The sequence below is a fragment of the Citrobacter sp. RHBSTW-00671 genome, assembly GCF_014103415.1.
Lineage (GTDB): Bacteria > Pseudomonadota > Gammaproteobacteria > Enterobacterales > Enterobacteriaceae > Citrobacter.
On sequence record NZ_JABXPR010000001.1, the window covers coordinates 3,023,033 to 3,034,773 of the forward strand.

The 11,741-nt window shown below is 54.7% G+C and carries 11 protein-coding genes; 2 read left to right on the forward strand and 9 right to left on the reverse strand.

Features of this window, described 5'->3' with window-relative positions:
* Nucleotides 1-206 precede the first annotated feature (206 nt).
* From HV261_RS14515 to sra, 3 genes are all read right to left on the reverse strand, one after another.
* Entirely contained in the window at nt 207-1,922 is a 1,716-nt protein-coding gene (locus tag HV261_RS14515) for an ABC-F family ATP-binding cassette domain-containing protein (protein ID WP_202038631.1), read from the reverse strand.
* A gap of 311 nt (nt 1,923-2,233) precedes the next feature.
* A complete protein-coding gene (gene maeA / locus HV261_RS14520; protein ID WP_137383051.1) occupies nt 2,234-3,931 on the reverse strand; it encodes a malate dehydrogenase in 1,698 nt (565 codons plus the stop codon).
* 179 nt (nt 3,932-4,110) lie between these two features.
* On the reverse strand, nt 4,111-4,251 hold the full coding sequence (gene sra / locus HV261_RS14525; protein WP_005126806.1) for a stationary-phase-induced ribosome-associated protein: 141 nt from the start codon (nt 4,249-4,251) through the stop codon (nt 4,111-4,113).
* 228 nt (nt 4,252-4,479) lie between these two features.
* Here sra and HV261_RS14530 point away from each other — a divergent pair, with 228 nt between their 5' ends.
* The gene (locus HV261_RS14530) at nt 4,480-4,911 is read left to right on the forward strand and encodes an OsmC family protein (RefSeq protein ID WP_202038632.1); all 432 of its coding nucleotides are present in this window, start codon (nt 4,480-4,482) and stop codon (nt 4,909-4,911) included.
* A gap of 84 nt (nt 4,912-4,995) precedes the next feature.
* Here the strand turns inward: HV261_RS14530 and HV261_RS14535 are convergent, their stop codons facing one another.
* The 6 genes from HV261_RS14535 to HV261_RS14560 are packed head-to-tail and all read right to left on the reverse strand — an operon-like array spanning nt 4,996 to nt 10,705.
* A complete protein-coding gene (locus HV261_RS14535) occupies nt 4,996-5,766 on the reverse strand; it encodes a 3-hydroxybutyrate dehydrogenase (RefSeq protein ID WP_202038633.1) in 771 nt (256 codons plus the stop codon).
* An 11-nt stretch (nt 5,767-5,777) separates the two neighbouring features.
* On the reverse strand, nt 5,778-7,172 hold the full coding sequence (locus tag HV261_RS14540; protein WP_199951110.1) for a GntP family permease: 1,395 nt from the start codon (nt 7,170-7,172) through the stop codon (nt 5,778-5,780).
* Between the two features lie 37 nt (nt 7,173-7,209).
* The gene (locus HV261_RS14545) at nt 7,210-8,133 is read right to left on the reverse strand and encodes a 3-hydroxyacyl-CoA dehydrogenase family protein (protein WP_202038634.1); all 924 of its coding nucleotides are present in this window, start codon (nt 8,131-8,133) and stop codon (nt 7,210-7,212) included.
* On the reverse strand, nt 8,123-9,328 hold the full coding sequence (locus tag HV261_RS14550) for an acetyl-CoA C-acetyltransferase (protein ID WP_202038635.1): 1,206 nt from the start codon (nt 9,326-9,328) through the stop codon (nt 8,123-8,125). Before HV261_RS14550 ends, HV261_RS14545 begins: the two co-directional genes overlap by 11 nt.
* A gap of 10 nt (nt 9,329-9,338) precedes the next feature.
* Complete coding sequence (locus HV261_RS14555) at nt 9,339-9,995, reverse strand: CoA transferase subunit B (protein WP_137383055.1); 657 nt, start codon at nt 9,993-9,995, stop codon at nt 9,339-9,341.
* A 2-nt stretch (nt 9,996-9,997) separates the two neighbouring features.
* Nucleotides 9,998-10,705, reverse strand: coding sequence for a CoA transferase subunit A (locus tag HV261_RS14560; RefSeq protein WP_048211658.1), 708 nt, complete (start codon nt 10,703-10,705; stop codon nt 9,998-10,000).
* A gap of 142 nt (nt 10,706-10,847) precedes the next feature.
* Here HV261_RS14560 and HV261_RS14565 point away from each other — a divergent pair, with 142 nt between their 5' ends.
* A complete protein-coding gene (locus tag HV261_RS14565) occupies nt 10,848-11,738 on the forward strand; it encodes a LysR family transcriptional regulator (RefSeq protein ID WP_061067901.1) in 891 nt (296 codons plus the stop codon).
* The last annotated feature ends 3 nt before the right edge of the window (nt 11,739-11,741 follow it).

Genomic DNA, 11,741 nt, shown 5'->3' on the forward strand with positions numbered 1-11,741 from the left:
TCCTTCAAGAGGAACACTACCATTAATGTTCCTTTAAGCGCAACACCAGGATTGCGATATTTAAAATTGTGCGGCGAATGCACAAAAAGGAAAAGGGAGAAGGGGCATATCTGGAAAGCACCACGCAAGAATCGCCGGATGGCAGGCCTACACGCGCATTTTGCCTGATGTAGGCCGGACAGGCTTGCGCCATCCGGCAATAGAGATTACTCCAGTTGTGAGTTCAGACGCTCAATCTCCTTACGCCATTGCGCCTGCAACAGCGGCTTTTGATGTTTCGGCTTGCGGGCGAGATCGTCGGCCAGACGTTGCTCCAGCTCGAGAAGCTGTTCCAGTAATTCATCGCTGTCACCGCGTATTTCGGCTCTCGCTTCGACCACCGTTTTGGGAACGCTCATCTCCTCAGACGTTTCCCGAATACGATCGTTGATCGCGTCCAGATCGTGCCATTCGCTAAGTTCGCCATTATCGATAAACCAGAACCGATTACAGCTTTGGCTGATAAGCTGACGGTCATGGCTGACCAGCAGCACGCCGCCGCTGAAACTTTGTAGCGTCTGCGCCAGCGCTTCTTTACCTTCCATGTCCAGATGGTTGGTGGGTTCATCGAGCATTAGCAGGCTATAACGCGCCAGCGTAAGCCCGACAAACAGTAGCCGCGAGCGCTCTCCACCGCTTAAGGTATTGACCCGCTGCTGATGGCGGACCCACGGGAAGCCCGCGCTAATCAGCGCCATCTTGCGAACATCAGGCTGCGGAGCAAACGGTTCGAGGGCATCAAACAACGTGTCGTCATCGGCGAGCTGGTGTAGCGTCTGATCGTAATACCCCAGTGTGACGCGAGGGTGCAGCACCAGTGAACGCGATGCCATTTGCGACTGATACTGCTGCCAGATAAGCCGTAGCAGCGATGATTTCCCGCAGCCGTTACGCCCAACAATTGCCACCCGGTCACCACTTTTTATCCTGATCCCGGCGATGGAAAATAACGTCGCTGCGTCAGGGGCTGGCGCGACAGACAGGTTTGTCATTTCCAGCAGACGGTCGGCACGCAGGGCATCACCCTGCAATGTTAGTGTCCACTGACTTCCAGCAGTCACTTCCGTCTGAACATCCTTCAGGCGCTGCACCTGCTTTTCCATCTGCTTCGCTTTGCGGGACAAATCTTCGTTGTCGTAGACACGCCCCCAGGTTGCCAGTCGTTTGGCACTGGCGGTAACGCGGTCAATTTCCTTTTGTTCCGCCTTATAGCGCAGTGCATCGCTGGCATCTCTCTCAACCAGAGCCTGACGAGCGGCGCTGCAGGGAAGATCAAAAGCGTGCAGTGTGCGATCGCGCAGGATCCATGTTCCCTGCGTAACGGCATCAAGCAGTTGTGGATCATGGGACACCACCACGAAGCTGCCAGACCAGTTCTGTAAGAACTGCTCCAGCCACAGCAATGTCGGCAAATCCAGGTGGTTGCCAGGTTCGTCCAGTAGCATCAGGTCAGGGTTTCGCATTAGCGCACGCGCCAGCAGCAGGCGAGTATGCTGTCCACCGCTCAGCGTTTGTGCAGTGAGATGCAAATTTTCCGGCGTAAAGCCCATTTCGGCGAGTAACGCTTCAACACGCCACTGCTGGCTGGCGCGCTCATGTTCGGGAAGCTGAGCAAGTACAGCCTCCTGCAACGTAAGTGGCAGTATATCGTCCGGCAAGTGCTGCTCCACGCGGGCGAGGTGGCAGTGATTCGCCTGCGCAATGGTTCCACTGGTGGGGGCGATTGTGCCATCAAGCAGTTTTAACAGCGTGCTTTTTCCACAGCCGTTGTAGCCGATTAGCCCAATACGGTCGCCTTTTTTCAGGGTAAAAGAGAGATCGTCGAACAGGGTGCCGAATGCCGTATCAACGTGTAAGGATTGTGCGGTTAGTAATGTGCTCATTGTTGCTTACTCAAGAGTTACAGGCGTGAAAACGCCTCGTCAAACATCGCTGACGATAACCCGGTAAGCCCGAGAGAAGGGAATTGAGAAGTTAGCTTCGCTCAAGCAGAAGTTATCGCAGCACGATACCGATAACGCTTGAGCACTGGCGATCGCCAAAAGCATGTGAAACGATAAAACGTTCACAGTACAGCATAAGTATCCTCCTTTTATTTTTTCCGAATGTTAATCGATGGTGAAAGTGTAAACGCAACTTACACCGTTGTGCAAGCGTTGAGCGCCCGACGACAGGATCGCCGCCGGGCAAACCGTCAGATAGAAGTACGACGGTAGTCGCGGTATTCCGCCTGCCAGAAATTCTCGTCGATTGCCTGTTGCAGGGCTTCGGCGGAGGTTTTCACCGCCACACCTTGCTGCTGGGCCATTTTACCGACGGCAAAGGCAATAGCGCGAGAGACGGTCTGAATATCTTTCAGCTCCGGTAACACCAGCCCTTCGCCGTTGAGTACCAGCGGTGAATACTGCGCCAGCGTTTCGCTGGCCGACATCAGCATTTCATCGGTGATGCGTTTGGCGCCTGAGGCAATGACGCCAAGGCCGATACCCGGGAAGATATAGGCATTATTACACTGGGCAATCGGGTAGATTTTATCTTTCCAGGCGACCGGGGCGAACGGGCTACCGGTGGCAACCAGCGCATTACCTTCGGTCCATGCAATGATATCCTGCGGCGTGGCTTCAACGCGCGAGGTCGGGTTAGACAACGGCATGACGATCGGACGCGGACAGTGCTTGTGCATCTCACGAATAATTTCTTCGGTAAACAGCCCCGTCTGGCCGGAAACGCCGATCAGGATGTCTGGCTTGACGTTGCGAACGACATCGAGCAGTGACAGCACATCTTCCTGCGTATCCCAGTGTTGCAGGTTCTCGCGCTTTTGCACCAGCTTAGTCTGGAAGGAGAGCAGGTTTGGCATTTTATCGGTTAACAGGCCAAAGCGGTCGACCATAAACACGCGTTGACGCGCGGCTTCTTCACTTAAACCTTCACGCTGGATTTGCGCGATGATCTGCTCGGCGATCCCGCAACCTGCAGAACCGGCCCCAAGGAAAACAATGTTCTGCTCGCTCAACTGGCTGCCGGCCGCACGGCTGGCTGCAATCAGCGTTCCCACAGTGACCGCCGCGGTACCCTGAATATCATCGTTGAAAGAGCAAATTTCGTCGCGATAGCGGTTGAGCAGCGGCATCGCGTTTTTCTGCGCGAAGTCTTCGAATTGCAGCAGTACGTCCGGCCAGCGATGCTTCACGGCCTGGATGAACTCATCGACGAATTGGTAGTACTCATCATCAGTAATGCGCGGGTTACGCCAACCCATATACAGAGGGTCGTTGAGCAATTGCTGGTTGTTGGTCCCCACATCCAGCACCACAGGCAACGTGTAAGCCGGACTAATTCCACCGCAGGCGGTGTACAGAGACAGCTTACCGATCGGAATACCCATGCCGCCGATACCCTGATCGCCAAGACCAAGGATGCGTTCACCGTCGGTGACAACGATGACTTTGATATTGTGGTTCGGAACGTTTTGCAGAATATCGTCCATGTTGTGACGGTTCTGATACGAGATAAACACACCGCGTGCACGACGGTAGATCTCGGAGAAACGCTCACAAGCCGCACCCACCGTTGGGGTGTAGATAACCGGCATCATCTCATCAAGGTGATTATGTACCAGTCGATAGAACAGGGTTTCGTTGGTGTCCTGGATGTTGCGCAGGTAGATATGTTTGTCGATTTCTGTTTTGAATCCCTGATATTGGATCCAGGCACGTTCAGCCTGTTCTTCAATCGACTCGACAACTTCCGGCAGTAACCCCAGCAGGTTGAAGTTACGGCGTTCTTCGATGCTGAAGGCACTCCCTTTGTTCAGTAGGGGAAACTCAAGCAGTACCGGGCCAGCGTAAGGGATGTAAAGGGAACGCAGTTTTTTAGTTTCGTTTTCCATGTCACTCACTCTTTTTTGAATAACCGTCCCTGGCACTCTTTATGATCGTATGTGGCCTGTCTGCCAGGGAAACGGGCGAAGTATAAAGCATTGTGAATGGGTTAAGGGGTTTTATAAGCAAAAACACCACTGCGGTTGCAATGGTGTTTATCTCGTGAATCAGTATGTCGTGCGGGAAACTACTTGCTGTCAGCGCGGCGTTTTCTTCCGGTAGGATTGTTGACCACGCTGGATTTGTCGCCTTCGGTCACGACTTTACGTTGATTGGAGATTTTGTGGTCCAGTCCAAGAATATGACGGGCCTGACGGTTCGATTTCATTCTAACTCCTTAATCCTGTTACTGGTTTCAAGGGCGAGCCCGCGTAAGAACGGACGAAATACAACCTGACAAAAAGCCGATGAGTGAATCAACGGCTCTTTGGATGGTCGGTCATTTTATCTGAAAGGTCAATGCTTAAGCAGGAAATGCAGAACTTTCCATTATGAGTCATGCATTTTCCCATGAGGCCTATACTTGTTACTCCGATGACAACACAGGAGAGCGGTAATGACTATCCATAAGAAAGGTCAGGCCCACTGGGAAGGCGACATTAAACGCGGCAAAGGGACCGTGTCGACAGAAAGTGGCGTACTTAACCAGCAACCGTATGGATTTAATACGCGTTTTGAAGGCGTCAAAGGCACTAACCCTGAAGAGTTGATTGGCGCAGCACATGCTGCCTGCTTCTCGATGGCACTGTCGTTGATGTTGGGCGAAGCCGGTTTTACACCCGATGCTATTGATACGACTGCCGATGTTTCTCTGGATAAGGTGGATGCCAGTTTTGCGATCACCAAAGTGGCGTTACACAGCCAGGTGAGCGTGCCGGGGATAGACGCCGCTACGTTTGACGGGATTATTCAGAAAGCGAAAGCCGGATGCCCGGTATCGCAGGTACTGAACGCGGAAATTACGCTGGATTATCAGCTGAAGTCTTAATCGTGGCGTGCCGGATGCGACTGCGTCTTATCCGGCCTACGACAGTGCCGGATGTAAGTCGGTCTTATCCGGCACCAGATGATGTTATTGCGCTACCCAGCCGCCATCCATATTCCACGCAACGCCGCGCACTTGCGCCGCGCCGTCTGAGCACAGAAATAGCGCCAGCTCACCCAACTGTTCCGGCGTGACAAATTCGCGCGACGGCTGCTTTTCTGCCAGTAAGGCATCGCGTGCCGCAGCGGGCTCAGCACCATCAGCAATACGCTTGTCAATCTGCTGCTGGACCAGCGGGGTCAACACCCAGCCTGGGCACAGTGCATTACAGGTGACACCGGTCTGTGCGGTTTCCAACGCAATCGTCTTGGTTAAACCCACCACGCCATGCTTGGCTGCAACATACGCCGATTTCTCTTTTGACGCGACCAGCCCGTGCACCGAAGCGATATTAATAATGCGTCCCCAGTTACGCTCGCGCATACCGGGCAGGGCCAGGCGCGCAGTGTGAAAAACGGAAGAGAGATTAATGGCGATAATCGCGTTCCATTTATCAACCGGGAAGGTTTCCACCGGGGATACATGCTGAATCCCGGCGTTGTTAACCAGAATATCCACACCGCCAAACTCACTTTCAGCGTAATGCATCATATCGGCGATTTGCGCTTCATCGCTCAGATCCGCACCATGGAAACCTGGCGTTTTGCCGTACTGCGCAACCGCGTCTTTCGCGGCCTCCACATCACCGAAACCGTTAAGAATCAGGGTGGCACCTGCTTGTGCCAGTACCTGGGCGATACCTAAACCGATACCGCTGGTCGATCCGGTAACCAGAGCGGTTTTACCCGTTAAATTCATGATGATTCTCCTTAGACGATTCCGGTGGTGTAGAAGACGCCGATAACAAACAGCACGGCCAGGCTTTTGATGACGGTGATGGCAAAAATTCCGCCGTACGCCTGACGGTGGCTGAGGCCGGTAATCGCCAGCAGGGTAATGACCGCGCCGTTATGTGGCAGGGTGTCCATGCCGCCGCTCGCCATCGATGCGACGCGGTGGAAGACTTCAAGCGGAATATTGGCGGCATGTGCGGCAGCAATAAACGTATCGGACATTGCCGCAAGCGCAATACTCATCCCGCCGGATGCCGAGCCGGTTATCCCGGCCAGGGTGGTAATGCTGATCGCTTCATTGAGCAACGGATCGGGAATGGCCGCCAGTGCTTTTGATAACACCAGGAATCCCGGCAGGGCGGCGATTACCGCGCCAAAACCGTATTCTGATGCGGTATTCATCGCCGCGAGGATAGCGCCGCCAACCGCCGTTCTGCTGCCTTCAGCCAGGCGACCTTTGATGTTGCGGTAGCCGAATAGCACCACCAGCAGTATCCCCGATATCAATGCTGCTTCTACGGCCCAAATAGCCGTAATTTTCCCCACTTCAGTGGTAATCGGTTTGGCAAGTCCCGGGAGCTCCAATTGGTGCGTCGCGCCATACCACTGCGGGATCCAGCGGGTAAACAGCAGGTTAAACACCCCCACCAGGATCAACGGAGAAATAGCGATAATCGGGTTTGGCAGGTTAATGTTATCCGGCGTTTCCGGCTCATTTAACAGTTCAGTGCCATAGCCCTCATTTTTAGCCTGCGCTTTCCGACGCTGGCGCTCGAGATACACCAGGCCAACAAAGATAATAAATAGCGAACCAATTAGCCCCAGCCACGGCGCGGCCCAGGCGTTAGTCCCAAAGAAACTGGTTGGAATGATGTTCTGGATCTGCGGCGTCCCCGGCAGGGCATCCATCGTGAAAGAGAATGCCCCCAGCGCGACGGTTGCCGGGATCAAACGTTTGGGAATATTACTTTGGCGGAACAGTTCAGCCGCGAACGGATACACCGCAAAGGCGACCACGAACAATGACACGCCGCCGTAGGTCAGGAGCGCACATACCAGCACAATGACCGGGATTGCATGGCGTCGCCCGAGAATATTAATGGCAGCCGCTACGATTGAACGGGAAAAACCGGATAACTCGATTAACTTGCCAAACACCGCTCCCAGCAAGAACACCGGGAAGTAAAGCTTTACAAAACCGACCATTTTTTCCATAAACAGGCCGGTGAAGGCGGGGCCGACGGCGCTCGGTTCCGTAAGCAGAACAGCACCTAATGCCGCGATGGGGGCAAACAGGATAACGCTGTATCCGCGATAGGCTGCCAGCATCAGCAAGCCCAGCGCTGCCAGGGCGATTAATACACTCATCATGACTCCTTATTATTATAGTGGGGTACAGAAAGAGACGTTATGGCTTCAGGGCAAAGCGCAGTTGATGTTCACGGCGTTGCTGGATGTATTCCTTGCGCGAATCATCCCAGCGATAAAAGCCCTGACCACTGCGCAAGCCGGTGTCGCCGTTGGCAACCTTGTCAGCAACAAGCGACATCATGTCGCTGCCGGTGGCGAGTGTTGGGAGCAGATGGCGGCAAATGTCCTGCACGGTGGACAGTCCGGTCATATCTGCCGCTTCCAGCGGGCCGACCATGGCATAGCGACGCCCGAGGGAGGCGCGCATCACCTGATCCACCACTTCCGCGCTGGCGATCCCGCTTTTGACGATATGCAGCGCCTCACGCAGCAGGGCGAACTGCAGGCGGTTGCCGACAAACCCGGGTGCGGCACGATCGAGCACCACCGCTTCCAGTTGCATCGCGACCAGCAATTGCTGCAATTCGCTGAGATATTCAGGTTTGGTTGCCGTGCCCGGCACGATTTCAACCAGCGGAATAAAGTGGGGTGGATGCCAGAAATGGGCGATCAGCAACCGTTCGGGGTGGGTGAGTTTTTCTGCCAGCGCATCCGGCGGCAGACCGCTGGTATTACTGGCAATCACCGCATCTGGGGCGATTAATGCTTCCAGTTGTGCATACAGTGCGTGCTTAAGCTCGAGTCGTTCCGGGATCGCTTCAATCAGTAATCCCGATGCGGCGATATCCGCCAGCGAGGTTGTGCCGTGTAGTCGCGCGAGAACCGATGCTTTTTCCTCTGCATGAAACTGGTCCGTCGCGATCAGCTCATTGAGAATACTCCCGGCAACGGCGGTAATTTCAGCTATCCGGTCGCTATCGGTATCAAATAGCCAGATATTGTGGCCAAAACGGGCAAAATGGGTGGCAATGCCGACGCCCATTAAACCCGCGCCGAGGACGCTAAAGTGATTATTTTGCATGCTGTTCTCCTGTTGAACGCTCAACCGCCAGTGCGACACCCTGACCACCCCCGACACACAATGTGGCCAGTCCTTTGGTGACGTTGCGGCGCGCCATTTCATGTAACAGGGTCACCAGAATGCGGCAGCCAGAGGCACCAATAGGATGACCCAGCGCAATCGCACCGCCGTTGACGTTAACGTTGTTGCTGTCCCAATTCAGGGCTTCACCCACCGCCAGCGCCTGTGCGGCAAATGCTTCGTTAGCTTCGATAAGATCAACGTCATTGAGAGTCCACCCGGCGCGTTTCAGACACTGGAGCGAGGCTTCTACCGGGCCAATCCCCATGAAAGCCGGGTCGACACCGGAAACGGCGTAACTCGCGACACGGGCCAGTACCGGCAGGTTGAGCGTTGCGGCTTTGGTGGCGCTCATCAGCATCACCGCCGCCGCGCCGTCGTTGATTGATGAGGCATTCCCTGCGGTGACCGTGCCATTACCAGGGCGAAATGCCGGTTTCAGTTGTGCCAGTTTCTCAGCCTGAGTATCCGGGCGTGGCTGTTCATCACGCTCAACCAAACGTGGTGGTTTTTTCCCTTGTGGAACGCTGACCGGCGTGATTTCCGCATTGAATCGACCGGATTCAATTGCCGCTGCGGCTTTCTGCTGAGACTGCAGCGCAAAGGCATCCTGTTGTTCGCGGCTGATAACAAACTTATCTGCCAGATTTTCAGCAGTAATGCCCATGTGGTAGTCGTTAAACGCATCCCACAGTCCGTCGTGTACCACGCTGTCTTTCAGACTGGCATGCCCCAAACGCAGGCCCGAACGTGCGCCGTCGAGAAAATAGGGCGCATTGCTCATGCTTTCCTGGCCTCCGGCAATGACGATGTCCGCATCACCACAGCGGATAGCCTGCACCGCCTGTTGCACCGCTTTCAGGCCTGAACCACATACCAGGTTGATGGTTAGCGCAGGGACCGTCACCGGCAAACCTGCCCGTAATGCTGTCTGTCTGGCCGGATTCTGGCCGCTGCCCGCCGTCAGAACCTGTCCCAGGATCACCTCGTCAATGTGCTCCGGCGCGACGGCGGTTTTTTCCAACAAAGAGCGGATCACTACCGCCCCCAGCTCCACGGCACTGAGCGGTGCCAGGGCCCCGTGAAAACTGCCAATGGGTGTGCGCGTTGCCGCGACAATAACAACATCATGCATGGTCAGCTCCTCAGTTGAATTGCATTTCGGGCACGGTGTCGGGAACGATCAGTTTTCCAGCGGTCCTGGCAACAATCTCCTCGACGCTGATGCCCGGCGCACGTTCGCGCAGGATGAATGCGCCGTTGGCGATCTCCAGTAGCGCCAGGTCGGTAAGCACGCGTTTAATGCAGGCCACGCCGGTTAATGGCAGGGTGCAGGCGGGGAGCAACTTGGACTCACCGTTTTTGGAGGCATGCGTCATCACCACAATGATGTTTTCAGCCCCGGCCACCAGGTCCATTGCGCCGCCCATGCCTTTCACCATTTTTCCGGGGATCATCCACGACGCAATGTTGCCATTGGTGTCCACCTCAAATGCGCCAAGCACCGTCAGGTCAACGTGACCACCACGGATCATGGCGAAAGACTGGGCTGAATCGAAAATTGCCGCGCCTTTACGTGCCGTCACGGTCTGTTTCCCGGCGTTGATCATGTCGGCATCCAGTTCGTCTTCGGTCGGAAATGGGCCCATCCCCAGCAGACCGTTCTCCGACTGCAGCATCACGTCCATACCCTCGGGGATATAGTTGGCCACTAAGGTTGGAATACCGATCCCGAGGTTGACGTAATAACCGTCGCGCAGTTCCCTGGCGACACGCATCGCCATTTGTTCACGTGTTAACATGGTCAGGCTCCTTTCTGGCGCAGGGTGCGTTGTTCAATGCGTTTTTCAAACTGTCCCTGAATGATGCGGTTTACGAAAATTCCTGGGGTATGAATCGCCGCAGGGTCCAGTTCACCGGGAGGAACAATTTCTTCAACTTCCACGACGGTAATGCGCCCGGCGGCGGCCATCAGCGGATTAAAGTTCTGGGCAGTGTGGCGGTAGATAACGTTGCCGTACCAGTCGGCTTTCCAGCCTTTGACCAACGCAAAATCACCCGTAATAGCCTGTTCCATGATGTAAGGCCGGCCGTCAAATTCACGTACCTCTTTGCCTTCAGCGACGGGTGTACCGTATCCCGTGGCGGTGAAAAACGCCGGGATCCCCGCGCCGCCGGCACGTAACTGCTCAGCCAGCGTGCCCTGCGGGGTCAGAATGGCTTCCAGTTCGCCGCTCAATACCTGCTTTTCAAACAGCGCATTTTCGCCAACATAGGACGCCACCACTTTACGTACCTGACGTGTTTCGAGCAGCACACCGAGGCCAAAACCATCCACGCCGCAGTTGTTTGAAACGACGGTCAGTCCCTGAACCTCCCGACGGCGTACTTCGGCAATCAGGTTTTCAGGAATGCCGCATAAGCCAAAACCGCCCGCCAGTAGCGTCATGTTGTCGGTCAGCCCAGCCAGCGCCTCTTGGTACGTGGCGACACGTTTATCCAGTCCAGCCATACACTTGTCCCTCCAGTTGTCCTTGCCGACATCATTGGGGGTGAAAAATGATTTGTTAATTTTAAATTTGTGACTCACTCATTGGGTTTTTTTATCAATTTAATGTTAATTAAAGGTATTCAATAGGTTAAAGGAATGAGAAATGGGAATGAGCATCAAACAGTTACGCGCGTTTTTAGCGGTAGCTCACACTCTGAATTTTGCTCATGCCAGTGAACGACTGAATATGTCGCAACCTGCGTTAAGTCTGGCGATTAAAGGGCTTGAGGACTCGTTGGGCGGGGCCTTACTGCTGCGCACGACGCGCAAAGTCACCCTGACACAGGAGGGCGAAACGCTGCTGAATATGGGGAGGCAACTGCTTGCTGACTGGGAGAATACTGAAGAAGCGATGCGTCAGCGCTTTACGTTGCAACGCGGTAAAATCTCCATTGCTGCCATGCCTTCGTTTGCGGCAAACGTCTTGCCACAGGTACTGAAAACCTTTCGGGATTGCTATTCTGGTATTAACGTGACGGTTCACGATGTCATAAACGAACAGGTCATTGAAATGGTGAGTGAAGGGCGGGTGGAGATGGGGATCGCCTTCGAGCCTGATTATTCAGGACAACTGCACTTCACGCCGCTCGGTGTCGATCGTTTTGTGGCGATCGTCCCGCCAACGTCCAGGCTGGCGGGGCGAGAGCGTATTGCATGGCGCGAATTGCTGACGCTGGATTTTATTACGCTGCAACGTCCATCTGCCGTGCGCCTGATGCTGGAAGAACAACTGGTGCAAAGCGGACATACGCTGGACGTAGCGCTGGAAAGCCATCAACTGGTGACCGTTGGCCGTATGGTGGCAAACGGATTGGGCGGCAGCGCAGTTCCCGCACTGTGTCGAACACAAATGACGGAACTTGGCGCAACCTGTATAGAGCTTGACGGTCCCGTGATCCAGCGGCGGATCGGGGTGCTGCGTTCGGCACACCATAAATTATCAACCGCGTCAGGAATGCTGGTGGATGCGCTGAAAAAGGCGTATCTCGCCTGAAAA

What these genes read in the sequence shown, in the direction of transcription:
- HV261_RS14515 (WP_202038631.1), bottom strand. Translation starts at nt 1,922, where the DNA reads ATGAGCACATTACTAACCGCACAATCCTTACACGTTGATACGGCATTC.
- maeA (WP_137383051.1), bottom strand. Translation starts at nt 3,931, where the DNA reads ATGGAAAACGAAACTAAAAAACTGCGTTCCCTTTACATCCCTTACGCT.
- sra (WP_005126806.1), bottom strand. Translation starts at nt 4,251, where the DNA reads ATGAAATCGAACCGTCAGGCCCGTCATATTCTTGGACTGGACCACAAA.
- HV261_RS14530 (WP_202038632.1), top strand. Translation starts at nt 4,480, where the DNA reads ATGACTATCCATAAGAAAGGTCAGGCCCACTGGGAAGGCGACATTAAA.
- HV261_RS14535 (WP_202038633.1), bottom strand. Translation starts at nt 5,766, where the DNA reads ATGAATTTAACGGGTAAAACCGCTCTGGTTACCGGATCGACCAGCGGT.
- HV261_RS14540 (WP_199951110.1), bottom strand. Translation starts at nt 7,172, where the DNA reads ATGATGAGTGTATTAATCGCCCTGGCAGCGCTGGGCTTGCTGATGCTG.
- HV261_RS14545 (WP_202038634.1), bottom strand. Translation starts at nt 8,133, where the DNA reads ATGCAAAATAATCACTTTAGCGTCCTCGGCGCGGGTTTAATGGGCGTC.
- HV261_RS14550 (WP_202038635.1), bottom strand. Translation starts at nt 9,328, where the DNA reads ATGCATGATGTTGTTATTGTCGCGGCAACGCGCACACCCATTGGCAGT.
- HV261_RS14555 (WP_137383055.1), bottom strand. Translation starts at nt 9,995, where the DNA reads ATGTTAACACGTGAACAAATGGCGATGCGTGTCGCCAGGGAACTGCGC.
- HV261_RS14560 (WP_048211658.1), bottom strand. Translation starts at nt 10,705, where the DNA reads ATGGCTGGACTGGATAAACGTGTCGCCACGTACCAAGAGGCGCTGGCT.
- HV261_RS14565 (WP_061067901.1), top strand. Translation starts at nt 10,848, where the DNA reads ATGGGAATGAGCATCAAACAGTTACGCGCGTTTTTAGCGGTAGCTCAC.